The organism is Pseudomonas chlororaphis subsp. aurantiaca (assembly GCF_013466605.1).
Lineage (GTDB): Bacteria > Pseudomonadota > Gammaproteobacteria > Pseudomonadales > Pseudomonadaceae > Aquipseudomonas > Aquipseudomonas chlororaphis_I.
Genome location: NZ_CP059162.1, coordinates 6,032,065 through 6,051,348, shown reverse-complemented (window position 1 = coordinate 6,051,348; position 19,284 = coordinate 6,032,065). Strand labels below are relative to the sequence as shown.

The following is a 19,284-nucleotide window of genomic DNA, read 5'->3' as shown; positions in this document are numbered from 1 at the left end:
CAAGGGGTAGAGCGGTCGGATATCGCGTCATTGCTTGTCAGGCAAATCGCCGATCAGCATGAACAGCCGGAACACCACCACGCTGGTGAACAATTGCAGGAAGCTGTGGGCGCTTTCGATCAGCAGCGACAACATCGGACTGGGCTCGGGATACGCCGCCAGGCTGGCGCCCTTGAGCACCCACAGCGGGGCCATCACGGCCAGGATGCAGACCAGGATCCGCAGGAAGTGCCCGCGGGTCAGGCGGAAGCTTTCCTTGATCGCGGCCAGCGGTTGCAGGCCCTTGAGCACCAGCAGGTATTCGGCGAAGGCCAGGGTCACCATCAGCCACAGCCCGGGCAGGAAATACAGCGACAGGCCCAGCAGGATCAGCAGGGTGTTGATGGCGGTCAGCAGGGCAAAACGCGGCCACAGGCTGACAGTCGCGGCGAGCAGGTCGCGGGCCAATGGCGATTCGCCACGGCTGCGGGCATCGAGAAACAGGATCAACACCCCGGTGTACAGTGGGTAGATCAGCAGGCCGACGACCACGCTATAGCCGGGAAAGGCCTCGGGGCCCAGCGAGCTGTCGACCGCCTGCTGCAGCAGCGCTTCGAGGACCACCAGCGGCAGGCACAGCTGGACGATGCGCCCCAGGTTGCGCTGGCAGAAGTACAGGGAGTCGCGCAGAACGGTTAACGGATTCATCAGTGGTTATCACAGATCACAAAAAGCGGTTGGACACTTTAACCGATGCGACCCCGGGGCGAGCAAACGTAAACGTTAGGTAAAGGCCATTGAAAGCCCGCTGGGCAGCCCCATTACTGGTTGCACCTTGTGCATGACAGGCAAGGCCCAGTTTTTTACCGGCAATCTAAAGAGGTCGCCATGAACAGCGAAGAGCAAACCCTGATCGATGGACTGTTTTCACGGTTGCAGCAAGCCGAGAAGGATTCAGCCCCGCGCGACGTCCAGGCCGAGACGCGGATCAAGGAGCATCTGACCCGGCAGCCTGCCGCCGGGTATTTCATGACCCAGGCGATTCTGGTGCAAGAGGCGGCAATCAAGAGCCTCGACGAGCAGAGCAAGCAACTCACCCAGCAGGTCCAGCAACTGCAGGCCGAGCTGCAGCAGGCCAGATCCCAGGCCGCGGCACCGGCGCCCAGCAGCGGCGGGTTCCTTTCGAGCATCTTCGGTGGCGGTTCCCGCGATCCGCAGCCGGCGCCGACGCAAAGCGCTCCGGCTTCGTCCGGCGGTGGCTGGCGCGAACCGGCGCGGCCGACGTTCAACCCGCAGCCGCAGCAGAACTTCGGCGCGCCGCAACAGAGCTATCCCCAGCAAAACTATGCCGCGCCACCCCAACAGGCTCCGGCCGCGGCTGGCAGCAGCTTCCTCGGCGGCGCGCTGAAAACCGCCGCCGGCGTGGCGGGTGGCGTGATGCTGGCGCAAGGCCTCAGCAGCCTGTTCCACGGTAACCAGCAGCCGCAGGAAATCGTCGAAGTGATCAAGGAAGAACCGGCACCCGCCAGCGACAACGCGGGTGGCTGGGGCAATGACGAGCAGCGCATGGCCAACAACGACTCCTGGGGCAACAACGACCAGGGCGGCTTCAGCGATGCCGACTACGGCAACGACGACAGCTCGTTCTTTTCCGACGACGATTCCTTCGTCTGATTCGCCATCGGTCCGGAACGCCACTGCGTCCCGGACCGATTATTCGCGGAATCTTCCTTCTGGCTGGCATACTGGGCGACTTTTCAGGGTTTGAGTCCCGGCCCAGTTCGCGCGCGTGAGCGCCATGAGGATAAGCGGTGAAAAAAATCGCTGTGTTCGCCGATGTCCAGAATCTCTATTACACCGTGCGCCAGGCCTATGGCTGCCACTTCAACTATGCCGCCCTGTGGGCCGATATCAGCCAACGCGGGCAGATAGTCGAGGCTTATGCCTATGCGATCGACCGGGGCGACAGCAAGCAGCAGCAGTTCCAGCAGATCCTGCGCAACCTGGGCTTCACGGTAAAACTCAAACCCTATATCCAGCGCAGCGACGGCTCGGCCAAGGGCGACTGGGACGTGGGTATCACCATCGACATCATGGACGCCGCCGACCATGTCGACGAAGTGGTGCTGGCCTCCGGTGACGGCGATTTCGATCTGTTGCTCGAGCGCATCATCAGCAAGCACGGCGTCGAAGCCGTGGCTTACGGCGTGCCGGGGCTGACCGCCAATTCGCTGATTCGCGCGGCCACGCGCTACGTGCCGATCGAAGGCGCGCTACTGCTCAAAAGCTGAGCTGACTATTTTTTGTATGGAGCTGGACAGGTTTGGAACGCATCGCAGTCATCGACTTTGAAACCACCGGGATCTCCCCGAGCAGCAGTTGCCGGGCCACGGAAATCGCCGTGGTGATTCTTGAGCAGGGGCGCATCGTCGAGCGTTACCAGAGCCTGATGAATGCCGGCGTGCGGGTGCCGGCCTTCATCGAACAGCTGACCGGCATCAGCAACGCCATGCTGCGCAGTGCGCCGCCGGCCGAGCAGGTGATGAACGAGGTCAACGAGTTCGTCGGCACCACGCCGCTGCTGGCGCACAACGCCGCGTTCGACCAGAAGTTCTGGGACTACGAACTGGGCCGGATCAAGCGCACCCGCTTGCAGAACTTCGCCTGTTCCCTGTTGCTGGCCCGGCGCCTGATGCCGGCGGCGCCCAACCACAAGCTCGGCACCCTGACCACGTTCGCCAGCCTGCCCCATACCGGCCAGGCTCACCGGGCCATGGCCGACGCGGAAATGGCCGCCAACCTCACCGCGCACCTGGCGCTGGAACTGCGGCAGAAACACGGGCTGCGCGAGCTGTCCCACGACTTCCTGTGCAAATTGCAGAAAGTGCCGGCCGCCAAGATCGGCGAACACCTCAAGCGCCGTCGCGGCGCCTGACCCACACCCCCTGTAGCCACTGCCGAGCGACAGCGAGGCTGCGCTCGACCGCGTAGCGGTCGTAAAACCGGGCACTGTGTTTCTCCAGGCGGATCGCGGACGCGGGTTTTGCGGCAACTGCGTTGCCGTTCGCAGCCTCGCTACGGCTCGGCAGCGGCTACAGATCGGCGCTGGCTGGGCTCACTTGCCGTTGCTCTCCAGATGCCCCAGCGGCACGCGCTGTTCGATGGCGCTGGAGAGCACGATCGAGGTCTTGCTGAAACCGAACTGTGCAACGCGGTTGATCAGCTCTTCCAGCTCCGGCATCGAACCGACGGCGGCGCGCATGATCACGCACGGATCACCGGTGACCCGCTGGCATTCGGTGAGTTGCGGGATCCGGCTCAGTTCGTCGTAGGCTTTCTGATTGCCGTGCTGGGCCATGCGCAGTTCGATCACGCACTGGATCGGCAGCCCGAGCTTGGCCAGGTCGACCTTGGCCTGGTAGCCGGTGATCACTCCGCTGGCTTCGAGTTTGGCCACCCGTTCGGCCACGGCCGGGGCGGAGAGGTTCACCTTGCGCGCCAGCTCGGCGTAGCTCGCCCGGCCATTTTCCAGCAGGGCGGCGAGGAGCATGCGGTCATATTTGTCCATGATAAGGCTTCCAAATACAGCGACTTTCGAAAGCATGGGTTATAGACACAATCTCCGTGTTTTGAAAAGTGTACTGGCGCTTTAAACAGGTTTTGTAGCTTAAGTTCCGCCGTCCGGCTTTCTAGAATAAGCCCTCTTCCTTGCCTGTCTTCGAGCTTCCCATGCCTGGCCTACGCCGTTTTCCCTTGCCTTTGATTGCCGCTTTTTTTGCGCTGTACGTGATCTGGGGGTCGACCTACCTGGTGATCCGCATTGGTGTCGAATACTGGCCGCCGCTGATGCTCGCCGGCATCCGTTTTGTCATCGCCGGCAGCCTGATGTATGGCTTCCTGCGTTGGCGTGGGGCACCGGCGCCGACCTGGGCGCAATGGCGGGCGGCAGGGGTGATCGGCATCCTGCTGCTGAGCTGCGGCAATGGCGCGGTCACCGTCGCCGAACACATGGGCGTGGCGTCCGGAGTGGCGGCCCTGGCGGTGGCCACGGTGCCGCTGTTCACCCTGCTGTGCGGTTACTTCTGGGGCGCGCGCAACACCCGCCTGGAATGGGCCGGTATCGTCCTCGGGCTGATCGGCATCGCCATGCTCAACCTCGGTTCCAACCTGCAGTCGAGCCCGACCGGCGCGGCCCTGCTGGTGTTCGCGGCGGCGGCCTGGGCCTTCGGTTCGGTGTGGAGCAAGCACCTGCCGTTGCCGCAAGGGGCGATGGCCAGTGCCGTCGAGATGCTGGTGGGCGGCGTGGTGCTGTTGATCGGCAGTTGGTGGAGCGGCGAGCGACTGGCCGCGGTTCCGCCGATCGAAGGCTGGGCAGCCCTGGCGTACCTGACCGGCTTCGGCTCGATCATCGCCTTCAACGCCTACATGTACCTGCTCAAGCACGTGCGTCCGGCGGCGGCCACTAGCTATGCCTACGTCAATCCGGCGGTGGCGGTGCTGCTGGGGATTGTGTTTGTCGGCGAGACCATTGGCCTGGAGGAGGCGCTGGCGATGGTGGTGATCATCAGCGCCGTGGTGTTGATCGGCCTGCCGCAATGGCGCAAGCCAAAAGCCGCCGCGATACAGGAAGAAGCCACGGCTTGAAGTGGCCGGTTGGCGCACGATTGAAAACGCCGGGCATTGCCCGGCGTTTTTTGTTCCAGCCAGTCATGATCAGGCCGGGTTGAACAGCATCACCAGCGGTATCAGCGCGACGACGAAAGCCAGCATGAACAGCAGGCTGATCCCGGCGACGCGCCACAACGAGAAGAAAGGCCCATTGCTGAGTTTGTGTTCGATGACGACCGGACCGAAGAGCTGGCGCGCGTAGGTGTTCATCGCAAAAAGCGGTGGCAGTACGAAGACCACGGCTGGAATGCTTTCCGGCAACACCGCGCTCAGCGCCATCATCAGGACGAGCAGGCCGATACCGACATACCAGGCCTTCTTCACTTCGCTTTCGCGGCCGAGCGCCTTGAGGTTGGCAGCGATCATGTAGGACCCCGCCAGGGAAGTGCCGAGGAAGGTGGCAAGGCCGACGGCGTTGATGCTGTACAGGCGCAATGGCGCGGTCGATGCAGCCGGGGTCTGCAACTCGGCGGCCGGTGTCTGGAACGGGTTGGGGGTGTCCATACGGGTCAGGCTCCTGGATCTTCAACGGGGCGATGGGGATAAAAGAGCTGAATCCTCTCCCGGCAGCTCCAGGCGCGTCTACAAAGATTATCGCTGCTCGCCGCCCGGGGACTCGTAACGGCGAGAGGCAGGGCAACTCGTCAGCCCGAAAGAAACCCGCCTGAATTAGGGTAAACTGCCGCCCATTGCACACCTGCGCTGACTTTTTTCCCTACGGTATCCCCATGACATTCGCCACTCTTGGCCTGATCGAACCCTTGCTGCGCGCCCTCGAAACGCTTGGCTACCAGACCCCGACACCGGTGCAGGCGCAAGCCATTCCGGCGGTGCTGGGCGGTCGCGACCTGATGGCCGCGGCCCAGACCGGCACCGGCAAGACCGCCGGCTTCGCCTTGCCGCTCCTGCAATCGCTGACCCTGGAAGGGCCGAAAGTGGCCAGCAATTCGGTGCGCGCGCTGATCCTGGTGCCGACCCGCGAGCTGGCCGAACAGGTGCACGAGAGCGTGCGCCAGTACGCCGAGCACCTGCCGCTGAGCACCTACGCGGTGTACGGCGGCGTCAGCATCAACCCGCAGATGATGAAGCTGCGCAAAGGCATCGACCTGCTGGTGGCGACCCCAGGGCGCCTGCTCGATCTGTACCGGCAGAACGCGGTGAAGTTCAGCCAGTTGCAGACCCTGGTGCTGGACGAAGCCGACCGCATGCTCGACCTGGGTTTCTCCGAAGAGCTGAAGGACATCTACGCGGCGTTGCCGAAAAAGCGCCAGACCCTGCTGTTCTCCGCGACCTTCTCCGACGCCATTCGCCTGTTGGCCGGGCAGATGCTCAACGACCCGCTGAGCATCGAGGTCAGCCCGCGCAACGTTGCGGCCAACACCGTCAAGCAATGGGTGGTGACGGTGGACAAGAAGCGCAAGCCGGAGCTGTTCAGCCACCTGCTGCGCAAGAACCGCTGGAAGCAGGTGCTGGTGTTCGCCAAGACCCGCAACGGCGTGGACGCGCTGGTGGAAAGGTTGCAGGGCCAGGGCGTGAATGCCGACGGCATCCATGGTGACAAGCCCCAGGCCACCCGCCAGCGCGCGCTGGACCGCTTCAAGGCCAGCGAGATCCAGATCCTGGTGGCCACCGATGTGGCGGCCCGTGGCCTGGACATCGAGGACCTGCCGCTGGTGGTCAACTTCGACCTGCCGATCGTCGCCGAGGATTACATCCACCGCATCGGCCGTACCGGCCGTGCTGGCTCTACCGGTGAGGCGATCTCGCTGGTGTGCGCCGATGAAGTGAACCTGTTGTCGGCCATCGAGATGCTGACCCGCCAGACCCTCAAGCGCCATGACGAGCCGGACTTCATCCCGGACCATCGGGTGCCGGAAACCGACGCCAGCGGCCAGGTGATCAAGAAGCCGAAAAAGCCGAAGAAGCCCAAGGCTTCCGGCGGTGGCGGCAAGCGCAACCTGGGCAAGTGGGTGGACAGCGGCGAAGAGGCCGAAGCCCCGGCGGTGAAACCGGTGCGCAAGGTGCCGGCGTTCAACACCGGGCCGCGCAAGCGCAAGCCGTAAGCCCTGGATGGGGGTGGTCGATACCGCTCCCGCAGCCTGCGATCGAGGACGCAGTCCTCGCCAAACCAAACGCCCCGGTTTTTCCAGGAAAACCGGGGCGTTTGGTTTTACGGCCGCAACGTCGGAATGCCGCCCAAGCCGATTGCAGGCTGCGCCAGCGGCTACAGGATGTACGCAGGCTTCAGGCCTTTTCCCGCAACCATTCGATCATCCCCAACCCCGCAGCCCGCCCGCTGGCGAAACACCCGGTGAGCAGGTAGCCGCCGGTGGGCGCCTCCCAGTCGAGCATCTCCCCGGCGCAGAACACGCCGGGCAATTGCTTGAGCATCAGGCGTTGGTCCATGGCCTCGAACGTCACGCCGCCGGCGCTGCTGATGGCTTCGTCCAGCGGCCGGGTTCTCACCAGGGGCAACGGCAGGGCCTTGATCGCCTTGGCCAGCAGCGCCGGGTCGGCGAAGCAGTTGGCAGTGGTCAGTTCACGCAAGAGTGCGGCCTTTACTCCGTCGATGCCCAGCTGGCTGTGCAGGTGCTTGGCCATGGAGCGCGAGCCCCGTGGCTTGCTCAGCGCGGCCTGGATCCGGTCATGGGGTTTGCCCGGCAGCAGGTCGATATGCACGGTGGCCGAGCCGTGGCGGTTGATCGCGTCCCGAATCGGCGCCGACAGCGAGTAGATCAGGCTGCCCTCGATCCCGGTGGTGGTGATCACGCATTCACCGAGGCGGGGGATGTCGTCGTTCAGGCCGATGGCCACGTTCTTCAGCGGGGCGCCGGCGAACTTGCTGCGTAGCAGATCGCTCCAGTCCTGCACTTCGAACCCGCAGTTGCTCGGTTGCAGGGGCGCCAGTTGCACGCCGCGCTGTTCCAGCGGCAGCATCCAGGCCCCATCCGAGCCCAGCCGTGCCCAGCTGCCGCCGCCCAGCGCCAGCAGCAGGGCGTCGGCCTGGACCGACTTTTCACCTTCCGGACTGTGGATGCGCAGGCTGCCGTCGGCATTCCAGCCGAGCCAGCGATGACGGGTGTGGATAACCACGCCGGCATCGCGCAGGCGCTTGAGCCAGGCGCGCAGCAGCGGCGCGGCTTTCATATCGGTGGGGAACACCCGGCCCGAGCTGCCAACGAAAGTCTCGATGCCCAGGCCATGAATCCATTGGCACAAGGCCTCGCTGCCGAACTCGCGCAACAGCGGGGCCATCTGCGGGGCCCGTTCGGCATAACGCGAGAGAAAGACCGGGTAGGCCTCGGAATGCGTGATGTTCATGCCGCCGACCCCGGCCAGCAAAAACTTGCGGCCCACCGACGGCATGCCGTCGTAGAGGTCGACGCGGATGCCCGCCAGGCTCAGCACCTCGGCCGCCATCAAGCCGGCGGGGCCGCCACCGATAATGGCGACGTGATGGGGCAGGGTGTGCTGGATAAAGTCATGGCGGGCGGCGGCGTGGCGGAATAAGCCAGGCATTCTACCCGAGGCAGGCCCGTCGCCAATGCGCCATGCGCCCCGCAGCGGCTTATGCAAGGGGTGATCAAAAAATGTTCAGTGCTCTGCAGGGCTTGTACGGCATGGCCTGTAGCCCCTTGCACTCAGGTTATCCACAAGCGGCTCCACAGAGATTGGGGGTAAGGCGCCCACAATTTCATGACCACCTGATGAAGGCTTTTGTAGCCGCTGTCGCAGGCTGCGAAAGGTCCGAAGGACCTCCAACGGCATCACTATTCATGTTCCCGCTTCGCAGCATTTAGCGGTGCTTACCCGGCCTGATCAAAAAATGATCACCTGTCTGTAGGGCACAGCCAGCCTTACCTGTAGCCGCTTGCACTCAGGTTATCCACAAGCGGTTCCACAGAGATTGGGGGTAAGGCACCCACAATTTCATGACTACCTGATGAAGGCTTTTGTAGCCGCTGCCGCAGGCTGCGAAAGGTCCGCAGGACCTCCAGCGGCATCACTATTTATGTTCCCGCTTCGCAGCATTCAGCAGTGCTTACCGGGCCTGATCAAAAAATGATCGTCTATCTGTAGGGCACAGCCAGCATGACCTGCAGCCGCTTGCACTCAGGTTATCCACAAGCGGCTCCACAGCCATTGTGGGTAAGGCGCCCAGCTTTCAGTGACAACCTGATGACGTCCACACCCGTTGCGCACTGTGGTGGAGGATGCCGTGGCGGCGGGCCAGGGCCTGGCGGTCCTTGCTGTAGCCGCCGCCGATCACCCCGAGCACCGGGATATCGCGGCCCAGGCAATGGCGCATCACCCGCTCGTCGCGGGCGGCGACGCCCTGGTCGGTCAGCTTCAGGTAACCCAGGGCATCGTCCTTGTGCACATCCACCCCGGCGTCGTACAGCACCAGGTCCGGCTGGTACAGCGGCAGCAGGTAATTGAGGGCATCGTCGACCACTTTCAGGTAATCGGCGTCGCTCATGCCCATGGGCAGGGGAATGTCCCAGTCGCTGGTGGCCTTGCGCGCCGGGAAATTTTTTTCGCAGTGCAGCGAGACAGTCACGGCGTCCGGGGTATGTTCGAGAATCCGCGCGGTGCCGTCACCCTGGTGCACGTCGCAGTCGAAGATCAGCACCCGGCCGACCCGCCCGGCTTCGAGCAGGTAATGGCTGATCACCGCCAGGTCGTTGAAGATGCAGAAGCCCGCCGGGTGGTCGTAGTGGGCGTGATGGGTGCCGCCGGCCAGGTGACAGGCCAGGCCATGCTCCAGGGCCTGTTCGGCGGCCAGCAGCGAGCCGCCGACAGCGCGCACGGTGCGCCGGGCCAGGGCTTCGTTCCAGGGCAGGCCGAGGCGCCGCTGGTCTTCCCGCGACAACTCGCCGGCCATATAACGTTCGATATACCCAGGGTCGTGGGCCAGGGCGAGAATCTCCGTCGGGCACAGTTCCGGGCGCAGCAGGTCGGCATCGTGGGTCAGGCCGCTGTCCACCAGGTGGTCGCGCAGCAGGCGAAACTTGTCCATGGGGAAGCGGTGTTCCGCCGGGAACTCGGGGCTGTAGTCGTCGTGGTAGATCAGCGGCAGTGGCATGGCAATTTCATGTAGGAATCCGAAAAGGATCCTACCAGCGATGTAGACTGGCACGCATGGAAATGGAGGGGACGATGGAGCCGATACTGCAACTCGAAAGTGCTCGACTGCTGTTGCGCCAGTGGCGCGACGAGGATTTGCCGGCGTTTGCGGCGATGTGCGCCGACCCGCAGGTCATGCGTTACTTTCCGGCCCCCCTGAGCCGCCTGGAAAGCGCCGCGCTGATCGGTCGGATCCGTGGGCATTTCGCCGAGCACGGTTTTGGCACCTGGGCGCTGGAGCGCAAGGATACCGGGGCCTTCATCGGTTTTACCGGGTTGGGCGTGGTGGGCTTCGAAGCGCCGTTCACCCCGGCGGTGGAAATCGGCTGGCGCCTGGCGCGCGAGCACTGGGGCCTGGGCTACGCCAGCGAAGCGGCCTGGACCGCGCTGCGCTGTGGCTTCGATCGCCTGGCCCTAAAGGAGATCGTTGCCTTCACCACCACCAGCAACCTGCCGTCGCAGAAAGTCATGCAGGCCATCGGCATGCAACACGATGCGCACGACGATTTCGATCACCCAAAGCTCGGCAGCGAGCATCCGCTGCGTCATCATGTGCTGTATCGCATCAACCGCGAACAATGGTTGGAAACCTTGCATGGATAGCAGGTCGGGGGCATCTGGAGTGTGCCCATGTGTGTGAACCCGATTGAATCGACCGCGACAGCCAAGACTGCGCGGCATTGCTCTGTGTGAGGAGAGTCTGAATGAGCCACGTGTTGGATGATCTGGTCGACCTGTTGACCCTGGAACCGATCGAGGAAAACCTGTTTCGCGGTCGCAGCCAGGACCTGGGCTTCCGCCAGCTGTTCGGCGGACAGGTGTTGGGTCAGTCCCTGTCCGCGGCCAGCCAGACTGTCGAAGAGGCCCGTCATGTGCATTCGCTGCACGGTTACTTCCTGCGCCCGGGCGATGCGGCGTTGCCGGTGGTGTACCAGGTCGACCGGGTGCGCGATGGCGGCAGCTTCAGCACTCGCCGGGTGACGGCGATCCAGAAGGGCAACCCGATTTTCACCTGCAGCGCCTCGTTCCAGTACGACGAGGAAGGCTTCGAGCACCAGGACACGATGCCCCAGGTGGTCGGCCCGGAAAACCTGCCGTCGGAATTGGAAATCACCCAGCAGCGCGCGCACCTGATCCCTGAGCACATGCGCGAAAAACTGCTGTGCCCCAAGCCCATCGAAGTGCGCCCGGTGACCGAGAAAGACCCCTACAACCCGCAGCCGGCGGACCCGATCAAATACGTCTGGTTCCGCGCCGATGGCGAGCTGCCGGACATTCCCGCGCTGCATAAATACCTGCTGGCCTACGCCTCGGACTTCGGCCTGCTGACCACCTCGATGCTGCCCCACGGCAAGTCGGTGTGGCAGAAGGACATGCAAGTCGCCAGCCTCGACCACGCGCTGTGGTTCCATGCCGACCTGCGCGCCGACGACTGGCTGCTGTATGCCATGGACAGCCCGTGGGCCGGCAATTCCCGTGGTTTCTCCCGCGGCAGCGTGTTCAACCGCGCCGGCCAGCTGGTGGCGTCGGTGACCCAGGAAGGCCTGATACGCCACCGCAAGGACTGGGCATGAGCCTGGCCGAGGTGCGTCATTGGGTGTTCGACATGGACGGTACCCTGACGGTGGCCGTGCATGATTTCGCGGCCATCCGCGAAGCGCTGGGGATCCCGCCGGAGCACGATATCCTGACCCACCTCGCGGCTTTGCCCGCCGCCGAAGCCGCGGCGAAACACGCCTGGCTGCTGGAGCACGAACGCGATCTGGCCCTGGGTTCACGGCCGGCGCCGGGGGCTGTGGAGCTGGTGCGGGAGTTGGCGGCGCGGGGCTATCGCCTGGGCATCCTGACCCGCAATGCGCGGGAGCTGGCCCATGTCACCCTGGAGGCCATCGGCCTGGCCGACTGCTTTGCCGTCGAGGACGTGCTGGGGCGTGACGAAGCGCCACCCAAACCTCACCCGGGCGGCTTGCTGAAACTGGCCGAGGCCTGGGAGGTGGCGCCGGCCGAGATGGTGATGGTCGGCGACTACCGCTTCGACCTTGATTGCGGTCGCGCGGCGGGCACCCACACGGTGCTGGTGAACTTGCCGGATAACCCGTGGCCGGAACTGGCCGACTGGCATGCCGAGGATTGCAGCGCACTACGGCGGATGGTGTTGGCTTAAAAAGCTTCGCGGGCAAACCTCGCTCCTACAGAAGCTCGTAGGAGCGAGGTTTGCCCGCGATAGCGTCCTTCCTGGCACCGCTACGTCTATTGGCCGAACAACGCCTTCTGTCCCTCGGGCGAGGTGAACATCTTGTCGCCGTCATGCCCGACCCCGGGCACTTCGACCAACTGCTGTTGCAATCCCTGCGGATGGCGCTGTTTCAGATAGTCGAAATAGTTGTGCCCGCGAATCAAGCGGTAGGCGCCTTGGGCCTCGGCGGCGCAGTTGGTGTCCAGCGCCGGGTGGTGCGGGTCGGTGTCCTGCTTGCCCAGCAGGTAGGTGATATCGCGTTTGACGTAGCGCTGTTCCAGTTGCTGCGTGGTCTGGCCGGCGGCGTAGGCCGGCAACTTGAGCAGGCCGTACTTCCAGTGGTTGAAACCGGGGCACGCGCCGGCGTCGACCTTCACCGGGCGTTGCTCGTCGAAATAGGCATAGGACGACGGGTTGGTGATGACGTAGCGCAGCTTGATGCCGTCATCCTCCAGGCCCGGATGATGCTGGCCGAGCAGGGCAAAGCGCTGCACCACCTGGGCGCCACCGGAGTGGCCGGCGATGACGATCTCGGTCAGGGACGGAAACCGCTGGCGATCGCTCAACCGCGTGATGATCGCGTCCAGCACCGCATAAGAGCTTTGTGGCTTGGGCCCGCTGGATGGCTCTCCGGCCATCCAGTCATTGCCCTGCCAGCGCAGCAGCGAACCGGGTAGCTGGTGATGCTCGATATCGTTCTGATTGAGAAACTGCGGCGCGATCACCAGGGTGGTCGCGCTTTGCCCGGCCTGGCTGGCGGCCTGTTCGGCACTGTGCAGGTAGGTCTGGGCGTTGCGCAGGCGCCCGTGGACGATGATCAGTGCCCGCTGGATCTCGGGCAACGGCTGTTGCCAGTCCTGGCTCAGGCCGACGGCCAGTTCGCCGCCTTCCAGGTTCAGCCGCGCGGGGCTGATCGTCTTGACGCCATGCACTGCCGCCTGTGTGCTGGCGCAGATCAGCCATAAGGTGACCAGCGCCAGCACTTGGCGCATTACAGGCTTTTCGCCGCGAAGGTGTCGCACTGGCCGACCTGGCCCTGAGTGAAACCGGCCTTGAACCAGCGCACCCGTTGCGCCGAGCTGCCGTGGGTGAAGGAGTCCGGTACCACGCGGCCCTGGCCTTGCTGTTGCAGGCGGTCGTCGCCGATGGCGTTGGCGGCGTTCAGGGCTTCTTCGATATCCCCCGGCTCCAGCCAGTTCAGGCGCTTCTGCGCATGGTTGGCCCACACGCCCGCCAGGCAGTCGGCCTGCAGTTCCTGGCGCACCAGCAGGCCGCCGTCGCCTTCCATCTGCCGGCCCTGTTGGCGGGCGGCCTGGATCTTCGCCGAGACACCGAGCAGGGTCTGCACGTGGTGGCCGATTTCGTGGGCGATCACGTAGGCCTGGGCGAAGTCGCCGGCGGCCGAGAAGCGCTGGTCCATCTCGCGGAAGAAGTCCATGTCCAGGTACACCTGTTGGTCGGCCGGGCAATAGAACGGACCGGTGGCGGAGGTCGCCGAACCGCAGGCGGAGTTCACCCGGCCGCGGAACAGGATGAGCTTGGGTTGCTGGTAGGCGCGTCCGGCCTGCTGGAAGATCTGGCCCCAGGTGTCTTCGGTGTCGCCGAGGATGGAGCGCACGAATTCCGCCTGCTCGTCATTGGCTGGCGGCGCCTGGCGGGTCTGCTGGGTGGTGGCAGGCGCCGAGGACTGATCCATCTGCCCGGCGAGTTGTCCGAGGATCTGCAGCGGGTCCTGGCCGGTGACCCAGCCGATGCCGACGATCAGGATAATGGCGGTCAGGCTCAGGCCCTTGCCGCCGCCAAAGCGCAGACCGCCGCCTCCACCGCCGCCACTGTCATCGCGAGCATCCACCACGTTGTCGCTGCGCCGTCCTTTCTTCCAAAGCATGGGTGAATCCTCGTTTTAATGTGCTGATCAGTGTTGCTGGTGAGCAGGGCCGACGCCAGTCCGGTCGTCAGCCTTTTGCATGCACGCTACCATTGCCCGCAGCCGCATCGATTCTATCGCGACACAGTCGGGGCCTCCTTTGAACATCGATACCCGCATCAAATTCCGTCACCTCGTATGTTTTCTTGAAATGTCTCGCCAGGGCAGCCTGGCTCGGGCGGCGGATGTGCTCGCGGTGAGCCAGCCGGCGATGTCGAAAACCCTCAAGGAACTGGAGGAACTGCTCGACACCCGGCTGTTCGCCCGGAGCAAGGCCGGGCTCAGCCTGACCGAGGCCGGCATGGCTTTTCTGCGTTACGCCGGGCCCTCGGTGCAGGCCCTGCGCGAAGGGGTGAACACTTTGCGTGGCGGCGAATATGCCGCCGGTGTGGTGCGCCTGGGTGTGCTCTCGACCGCCGAAAGCCTGCTGCTACCGGAGGTGGTGCGGCGCCTGCACGAACGGCATTCGGCGCTGGTGGTGAGCGTGGTCACCGGCCCCAGCGCCTATCTGCTGTCGCAGTTGCGGGTCGGCGATGTCGACCTGGTGGTCGGGCGCATGACGGACAGCCCGCAGATCCAGGGCCTGAGCTTCGAGCATCTGTACAGCGAGTCCATGACCCTGGTGGCGCGCCCCGATCATCCGTTGCTGCACGGGCCGCTGGATCGACATGCGCTGGAGCGGTACCCGCTGGTGTTGCCGCTGGCCGGCACCACCATTCGCAAGTTCGCCGACAGCCTGTTCGTGCAGTGCGGCATCAGCCAGTCGCGCCAGCGCCTGGAAACCCTCTCGGTGGCCTTGAGTCGGCGCTATGTACTGTCCAGCGATGCGCTGTGGATCGCCCCGTTGGACGCGGTGCGCCTGGATCTGGCCAACGGCGAGCTGCGCGAGATCGACCTGGGGCAGCGCGAGCCGGGCGGCTCGGTGGGCATCTCCAGCAATGCCAGCCTGCCGCTGTCGCTGGCGGCGCAGTGGTGTGTCGAGGTGCTGCGGGAGGTCGGGCAGGCCTATCGCGAGGGGTGTTATCCATAACCTTTTGGTTATGTTCTTGAAGGGCCTTTTCAATAGTCGTCGGGCTGCCGTTGTTTGAAACTGCGCGGGCTGCGCTCCATAAATCAAACAACAGGAGACCGACATGTCTGATGCAGACAGCAGTCGTTTCGTTATCCGTGACCGTAATTGGCATCCCAAGGCCCTGACTCCCGACTACAAGACCTCCGTGGCCCGTTCGCCACGTCAAGCGCTGGTGAGCATCCCGCAATCGCTGAGCGAAACCAGCGGCCCCGATTTCTCCCATCTGAAGACCGGACGTTTCGATAACGACCTGCTGCTCAACTTCAATAACGGCGGCTTGCCGGTGGGCGAGCGAATCATCGTCGCCGGTCGGGTCTGCGATCAGTACGGCCAGCCGATTCCCCACACCCTGGTGGAGATGTGGCAAGCCAACGCCGGTGGCCGCTACCGGCACAAGAACGACCGCTACCTGGCGCCCCTGGACCCGAACTTCGGCGGCGTCGGTCGGGCCCTGACCGACCGTGACGGCTACTACAGTTTCCGCACTATCAAGCCCGGCCCTTACCCGTGGCGCAACGGCCCGAATGACTGGCGCCCGGCGCATATCCACTTCTCCATCAGCGGGCCTTCGATCGCCACGCGGTTGATCACCCAGCTGTATTTCGAGGGCGACCCGCTGATCCCGCTGTGCCCGATCGTCAAATCGATCGCCAACCCGGACGCGGTGCAAAGCCTGATCGCGCGCCTGGACATGAGCAGCGCCAACCCGATGGACTGCCTGGCCTATCGCTTCGACATCGTGTTGCGCGGCCAGCGCAAGACCCACTTCGAGAATTGCTGAGGAGCCCGCCATGCCTATCCAATTGCTGCCTGAAACCCCCTCGCAAACGGCCGGCCCTTACGTGCACATCGGCCTGGCACTGGCCGCCGCGGGCAACCCGACCCGCAGCGACGAGATCTGGAACCGGATGGCCGGGCCCGAGGCCCAGGGGGAAAAGATCCTGCTGATCGGCCACGTGTATGACGGCAACGGCCATCTGGTGCGCGACTCGTTCCTCGAGTTCTGGCAAGCCAACCATGAGGGCGTCTACGACCCCGTGTTCGATTCGGAGAAAGTCTTCAACAGCTTCGGGCGCACGGCCACCACCTTCGATGCCGGCGAATGGACGCTGCACACGGTCAAGCCGGGCGTGGTGAAGAATGCCGCCGGGGTGCCGATGGCGCCGCACATCAACGTGGCGCTGTTCGCCCGGGGGATCAACATCCACCTGCACACCCGCCTGTATTTCGCCGACGAGCCGGAAGCCAACGCCGCCTGCCCGGTGCTCAACCTGATCGAGCAGCCGCAACGGCGCGAAACCCTGCTGGCGCATCCCTGTGAAGTGGACGGGCAGCGGGCGTACCGCTTCGATATCCGCATCCAGGGGGAAGGCGAGACGGTGTTCTTCGATTTCTGATCTGCCATCCGCGACCGCTCTTCCGGGGCGGTCTGGTCTGCCGCAGCGGCTGGTCTGCGTCTCCTGCGCAGCCGATCGCAGCCTGCGATAAGTCCGGGCCACGCTGGTCGAAGGGCCTTCAAGCGATCTCAGGAACCACACTCTTTTCGAGCTTGATTGCCGCCTTATTCGTAAGCGCTGGCCCCGGCGATGTGCCGACCGGCGATATAGCCGAAGGTCAGCGCCGGACCGAGATTGATACCGCCGGCGGGGTAGTGGCCGCCCATGATGCTGGCCATGTCGCTGCCGGCAGCGTACAGGCCAGCGATGGCCTGGCCCTGGTCGTCGAGCACCTGGGCGTGGGGATTGACCTTGAGCCCGGCGAACGTGCCGAAGCAGCCCGGCTGGACCTTCACCGCGTAGAACGGCCCCTGCTCGATGGGCGCCACGCACGGGTTGGGTTGCTGGCGCGGGTCGCCCTGTTTGCGGTTGTAGGGCGTCGAACCCCGACCGAACTGCGGATCCTGGCCTTGTCGGGCATGCCGGTTGTATTCCGCCAGGGTGGCGCGCAAGCCGTCCGCATCGATGCCGCAGGCCTGGGCCAGCTCTTCGATACTGTCGCCGCGCTTCAGGTAGCCGCTGCGGATAAAGGGCGCCAGCGGTACCGGGAAGGGCCGGGAGACGCCCAGGCCGTAGCGGCGCTGGAAGCCGTGGCTGCAGATCAGCCACGACGCCACTTCTTCGCCCTCGGGAGCCGCCGCGACCATCGCCCGCACATAGTCGTAGTAACCGTCGGCTTCGTTGACGAAACGCTGGCCGTTACGCAGGACGCCAATGATCCCCGGCTTGCCGCGCTCGATGATGTGCGGAAAATGCCCGCGGCTGCCGTCCTTGTAGGGCACCGCGGAAACCGGGGCCCAGGCCACCGGGGACGCCATGTCGGTATCGACCCGGGCGCCGACGCTTTCCCCCAGGCGCAAGCCGTCGCCCGAGACCGCCAACGGTGGCAGGGCCAGATGCTCGTGGCCGGTGGGTGTGCGCGGGAACAGCGCCTTGCGCCGCTCGATGTCATTGGGGAAACCGCCGGCCGCCAGCACCACCGCCTTGCGGGCCTTGATACGGATACGCCCCCGGGGGGCGCTGCTGACAATCGCCCCGGTCACTGCGTCGCCGTCGCGCAGCAGTTCGGTGACCGGCGCCGATTCCCAGAGCAGCACGCCAAGGTCCTGCGCCGACTTGGCCAGGCGCGCCACCAGCGCCACACCGTTGACCAGTTGCAGGGCGCGGCGATGAGTGACGAGGTCGCGCAGGTGGCGGCCCAAGCGCTTGCTCACGTGCCAGGCCGCCGGCAGCGAACGGCTCAGGTTGAGGAAGGCCGCAAGGTCGGCGCCGGCCATGATCGGCATGCCCATGAACGAGGTTTCGCGCAGGGTCTTGCGCAGGCGCTTGAGCAGCGTGCCGATCTGGCGCCCATCGTAGGGCGCGGCGATCACCGAGCGTCCGCCGGTGCCGGCGCCCGGCGTATCGCCGTGGATATCGGCGATGGCGTTGCCGTCGGCGAATTGCAGCGCGGTATGGCGCTCGAAGAACGACACCATGCGCGGACCGGCTTCGAGGAAGGCGTCGATCAGTGCTGGCTGGTAGCGCTCGCCCAGTTCGTGTTTCAGGTAGGTGCGCGGCAGTTCCACGTCCTCGACTATGCCGGCCCGTCGCGCCAGCGGGTTGCACGGCACCCAGGCCCAGCCGCCGGACCAGGCGGTGGCGCCGCCGAACACCGGGTCTTTCTCCACCACTATGACCTTCAGGCCATGCCAGGCCGCGGTCACGGCCGCCGAGAGGCCGGCGGCGCCGGAGCCGACGACCAGCACGTCGCAATCGATATCGGGGTGGTGCAGGGGGGCGGTGGCAGGCATGGAAGAAGCAACTCCGCTAAACGAACAGTTATTGTTTTTGGAACTTGATTCCAAAAAATATACGGAGTCGAATAGTCGGCGGCAAGGCGGGGGCAGGATCATCTGCGCCGTGCCGAGGTTTTTATGGGCGGTTATCGAACGATGCCGCGGTGTGTTTCCCATTGCGCCGGTTGTCACTAGAATCGGCCAAATTTCGTCTGGACCCGACCATGGCCGGCAGTCAAATCGAGCGCGTCTTCAGCGTTCTGGAAAGTCTTACCAGCGATCCCCGCGGCCTGCCGATGCAGACCCTGGCCGAGCAGTTGGACATCCCCAAAAGCGCCACCCACCGGCTGTTGGCGGAGCTGATCCGCCTGGGCTACGTACGCCAGAACCCGGACAGCCTGCGTTATCACCTGTCGACCAAACTGGTGGCGATGGGCTTTCGCTACCTGTCCAGCAGCGGCGCGGACATCGTCCAGCCGGTGCTCGACCGGCTGGCCCAGGAAACCGGCGAGCTGGTGCGCCTCGGGGTGATCGAGGACGAGCGCCAGACCTGGATCGCCAAGTCCCAGGGCGCCCGTTCCGGGTTGCGCTACGACCCCGACATGGGGCGCGAGGCGCCGCTGTTCTACACCGCTTCCGGGCACGCCTGGCTGGCCTGCCTGAGCGATGCCGAGGCCTTGTCGCTGGTGGAGCGCCAGGCCGCCGAGATTCCCGCGGACCTAGGCCCGAACGCGCCGCGCTCGAATATCGAACTGCTCGAACGCCTGCGCCTGGCCCGGGAACAGGGTTACGCCTGGGTCGAGGAAAGCTCGGCGGTGGGCACCTCGGCGGTGGCCGCGGTGGTGCGTCACCCGGTCGACGGCCGGGTGGTCGGGGTGCTGAGCATCGCCGGCCCCAGCGCGCGCATGCCGCTGGCGCGCCTGCATGAACTGGCACCGCTGCTGTTGAAGTTTGCCGATGAGCTTTCGGCCGCCAGCCAGGCTTCCGAGCTTTTCAACTGA

At 64.8% G+C, this 19,284-nt stretch carries 20 protein-coding genes; 12 read left to right on the top strand and 8 right to left on the bottom strand.

Annotated elements, in window-relative coordinates:
• Positions 1–27 precede the first annotated feature (27 nt).
• A complete protein-coding gene (locus H0I86_RS27675) occupies positions 28–687 on the bottom strand; it encodes a YciC family protein (protein ID WP_124309631.1) in 660 nt (219 codons plus the stop codon).
• 180 nt (positions 688–867) lie between these two features.
• Here H0I86_RS27675 and H0I86_RS27670 point away from each other — a divergent pair, with 180 nt between their 5' ends.
• The 3 genes from H0I86_RS27670 to H0I86_RS27660 all read left to right on the top strand — a co-directional run bounded on the left by H0I86_RS27670 (position 868) and on the right by H0I86_RS27660 (position 2,914).
• Positions 868–1,653 (top strand): DUF2076 domain-containing protein, encoded by a 786-nt coding sequence (locus H0I86_RS27670; protein WP_180922909.1) that lies wholly within the window; start codon positions 868–870, stop codon positions 1,651–1,653.
• A gap of 137 nt (positions 1,654–1,790) precedes the next feature.
• Positions 1,791–2,270 carry a LabA-like NYN domain-containing protein gene (locus H0I86_RS27665; protein WP_016703734.1) on the top strand — a complete coding sequence of 160 codons (480 nt, stop codon included), beginning with the start codon at positions 1,791–1,793 and terminating at the stop codon, positions 2,268–2,270.
• 32 nt (positions 2,271–2,302) lie between these two features.
• Positions 2,303–2,914: a 3'-5' exonuclease gene (locus H0I86_RS27660; protein ID WP_180922908.1), complete on the top strand. Its 612-nt coding sequence runs from the start codon at positions 2,303–2,305 to the stop codon at positions 2,912–2,914.
• 180 nt (positions 2,915–3,094) lie between these two features.
• Here the strand turns inward: H0I86_RS27660 and H0I86_RS27655 are convergent, their stop codons facing one another.
• A complete protein-coding gene (locus tag H0I86_RS27655; RefSeq protein ID WP_009051006.1) occupies positions 3,095–3,547 on the bottom strand; it encodes an Lrp/AsnC family transcriptional regulator in 453 nt (150 codons plus the stop codon).
• Positions 3,548–3,708: 161 nt separating this feature from the next.
• On the opposite strand from H0I86_RS27655, the gene yedA reads away from it, so the two are divergent.
• Positions 3,709–4,623, top strand: coding sequence for a drug/metabolite exporter YedA (gene yedA / locus H0I86_RS27650; RefSeq protein WP_180922907.1), 915 nt, complete (start codon positions 3,709–3,711; stop codon positions 4,621–4,623).
• A 69-nt stretch (positions 4,624–4,692) separates the two neighbouring features.
• On the opposite strand, the gene H0I86_RS27645 is transcribed toward yedA, so the two are convergent.
• A complete protein-coding gene (locus H0I86_RS27645; RefSeq protein ID WP_180922906.1) occupies positions 4,693–5,151 on the bottom strand; it encodes a hypothetical protein in 459 nt (152 codons plus the stop codon).
• A 224-nt stretch (positions 5,152–5,375) separates the two neighbouring features.
• Here H0I86_RS27645 and rhlE1 point away from each other — a divergent pair, with 224 nt between their 5' ends.
• Positions 5,376–6,710: an RNA helicase RhlE1 gene (gene rhlE1, locus H0I86_RS27640; RefSeq protein ID WP_180922905.1), complete on the top strand. Its 1,335-nt coding sequence runs from the start codon at positions 5,376–5,378 to the stop codon at positions 6,708–6,710.
• 181 nt (positions 6,711–6,891) lie between these two features.
• On the opposite strand, the gene H0I86_RS27635 is transcribed toward rhlE1, so the two are convergent.
• A complete protein-coding gene (locus tag H0I86_RS27635; RefSeq protein WP_180922904.1) occupies positions 6,892–8,166 on the bottom strand; it encodes a TIGR03862 family flavoprotein in 1,275 nt (424 codons plus the stop codon).
• A gap of 646 nt (positions 8,167–8,812) precedes the next feature.
• Complete coding sequence (locus tag H0I86_RS27630) at positions 8,813–9,733, bottom strand: histone deacetylase family protein (protein ID WP_180922903.1); 921 nt, start codon at positions 9,731–9,733, stop codon at positions 8,813–8,815.
• Positions 9,734–9,807: 74 nt separating this feature from the next.
• Here H0I86_RS27630 and H0I86_RS27625 point away from each other — a divergent pair, with 74 nt between their 5' ends.
• The 3 genes from H0I86_RS27625 to H0I86_RS27615 all read left to right on the top strand — a co-directional run bounded on the left by H0I86_RS27625 (position 9,808) and on the right by H0I86_RS27615 (position 11,938).
• A complete protein-coding gene (locus tag H0I86_RS27625) occupies positions 9,808–10,377 on the top strand; it encodes a GNAT family N-acetyltransferase (RefSeq protein ID WP_016703728.1) in 570 nt (189 codons plus the stop codon).
• A 101-nt stretch (positions 10,378–10,478) separates the two neighbouring features.
• Positions 10,479–11,348, top strand: coding sequence for an acyl-CoA thioesterase II (gene tesB / locus H0I86_RS27620; protein WP_009050999.1), 870 nt, complete (start codon positions 10,479–10,481; stop codon positions 11,346–11,348).
• On the top strand, positions 11,345–11,938 hold the full coding sequence (locus H0I86_RS27615; RefSeq protein WP_180922902.1) for an HAD family hydrolase: 594 nt from the start codon (positions 11,345–11,347) through the stop codon (positions 11,936–11,938). Before tesB ends, H0I86_RS27615 begins: the two co-directional genes overlap by 4 nt.
• An 86-nt stretch (positions 11,939–12,024) precedes the next feature.
• Here the strand turns inward: H0I86_RS27615 and H0I86_RS27610 are convergent, their stop codons facing one another.
• Together H0I86_RS27610 and ypfJ are read right to left on the bottom strand one after the other, a co-directional pair.
• Positions 12,025–13,002, bottom strand: a complete 978-nt coding sequence (locus tag H0I86_RS27610) for an alpha/beta hydrolase (protein WP_180922901.1) — start codon at positions 13,000–13,002, stop codon at positions 12,025–12,027.
• Positions 13,002–13,898: a KPN_02809 family neutral zinc metallopeptidase gene (ypfJ, locus tag H0I86_RS27605; RefSeq protein WP_007928902.1), complete on the bottom strand. Its 897-nt coding sequence runs from the start codon at positions 13,896–13,898 to the stop codon at positions 13,002–13,004. The genes H0I86_RS27610 and ypfJ overlap by 1 nt, the downstream gene beginning before the upstream one ends.
• Positions 13,899–14,037: 139 nt before the next feature.
• Between ypfJ and pcaQ the strand changes: the two genes are divergently transcribed.
• The 3 genes from pcaQ (at position 14,038) to pcaG (ending at position 16,406) form a co-directional block, all read left to right on the top strand.
• Positions 14,038–14,967 (top strand): pca operon transcription factor PcaQ, encoded by a 930-nt coding sequence (pcaQ, locus tag H0I86_RS27600; protein WP_180922900.1) that lies wholly within the window; start codon positions 14,038–14,040, stop codon positions 14,965–14,967.
• Positions 14,968–15,070: 103 nt separating this feature from the next.
• Positions 15,071–15,790, top strand: coding sequence for a protocatechuate 3,4-dioxygenase subunit beta (pcaH, locus tag H0I86_RS27595; RefSeq protein WP_007928900.1), 720 nt, complete (start codon positions 15,071–15,073; stop codon positions 15,788–15,790).
• A 10-nt stretch (positions 15,791–15,800) separates the two neighbouring features.
• A complete protein-coding gene (gene pcaG / locus H0I86_RS27590; RefSeq protein WP_180922899.1) occupies positions 15,801–16,406 on the top strand; it encodes a protocatechuate 3,4-dioxygenase subunit alpha in 606 nt (201 codons plus the stop codon).
• Between the two features lie 164 nt (positions 16,407–16,570).
• Here pcaG and H0I86_RS27585 read toward each other — a convergent pair whose 3' ends face one another.
• Positions 16,571–18,298, bottom strand: coding sequence for an FAD-dependent oxidoreductase (locus H0I86_RS27585; protein ID WP_180922898.1), 1,728 nt, complete (start codon positions 18,296–18,298; stop codon positions 16,571–16,573).
• A 209-nt stretch (positions 18,299–18,507) separates the two neighbouring features.
• Here H0I86_RS27585 and H0I86_RS27580 point away from each other — a divergent pair, with 209 nt between their 5' ends.
• Complete coding sequence (locus H0I86_RS27580; RefSeq protein ID WP_124322426.1) at positions 18,508–19,284, top strand: IclR family transcriptional regulator; 777 nt, start codon at positions 18,508–18,510, stop codon at positions 19,282–19,284.

Bases quoted from the DNA above. Each gene is read 5' to 3' on its own strand.
- H0I86_RS27675 (WP_124309631.1), bottom strand. From the start codon at position 687: ATGAATCCGTTAACCGTTCTGCGCGACTCCCTGTACTTCTGCCAGCGC.
- H0I86_RS27670 (WP_180922909.1), top strand. From the start codon at position 868: ATGAACAGCGAAGAGCAAACCCTGATCGATGGACTGTTTTCACGGTTG.
- H0I86_RS27655 (WP_009051006.1), bottom strand. From the start codon at position 3,547: ATGGACAAATATGACCGCATGCTCCTCGCCGCCCTGCTGGAAAATGGC.
- yedA (WP_180922907.1), top strand. From the start codon at position 3,709: ATGCCTGGCCTACGCCGTTTTCCCTTGCCTTTGATTGCCGCTTTTTTT.
- H0I86_RS27645 (WP_180922906.1), bottom strand. From the start codon at position 5,151: ATGGACACCCCCAACCCGTTCCAGACACCGGCCGCCGAGTTGCAGACC.
- rhlE1 (WP_180922905.1), top strand. From the start codon at position 5,376: ATGACATTCGCCACTCTTGGCCTGATCGAACCCTTGCTGCGCGCCCTC.
- H0I86_RS27635 (WP_180922904.1), bottom strand. From the start codon at position 8,166: ATGCCTGGCTTATTCCGCCACGCCGCCGCCCGCCATGACTTTATCCAG.
- H0I86_RS27630 (WP_180922903.1), bottom strand. From the start codon at position 9,733: ATGCCACTGCCGCTGATCTACCACGACGACTACAGCCCCGAGTTCCCG.
- H0I86_RS27625 (WP_016703728.1), top strand. From the start codon at position 9,808: ATGGAGCCGATACTGCAACTCGAAAGTGCTCGACTGCTGTTGCGCCAG.
- tesB (WP_009050999.1), top strand. From the start codon at position 10,479: ATGAGCCACGTGTTGGATGATCTGGTCGACCTGTTGACCCTGGAACCG.
- H0I86_RS27615 (WP_180922902.1), top strand. From the start codon at position 11,345: ATGAGCCTGGCCGAGGTGCGTCATTGGGTGTTCGACATGGACGGTACC.
- H0I86_RS27610 (WP_180922901.1), bottom strand. From the start codon at position 13,002: ATGCGCCAAGTGCTGGCGCTGGTCACCTTATGGCTGATCTGCGCCAGC.
- ypfJ (WP_007928902.1), bottom strand. From the start codon at position 13,898: ATGCTTTGGAAGAAAGGACGGCGCAGCGACAACGTGGTGGATGCTCGC.
- pcaH (WP_007928900.1), top strand. From the start codon at position 15,071: ATGTCTGATGCAGACAGCAGTCGTTTCGTTATCCGTGACCGTAATTGG.
- pcaG (WP_180922899.1), top strand. From the start codon at position 15,801: ATGCCTATCCAATTGCTGCCTGAAACCCCCTCGCAAACGGCCGGCCCT.
- H0I86_RS27585 (WP_180922898.1), bottom strand. From the start codon at position 18,298: ATGCCTGCCACCGCCCCCCTGCACCACCCCGATATCGATTGCGACGTG.
- H0I86_RS27580 (WP_124322426.1), top strand. From the start codon at position 18,508: ATGGCCGGCAGTCAAATCGAGCGCGTCTTCAGCGTTCTGGAAAGTCTT.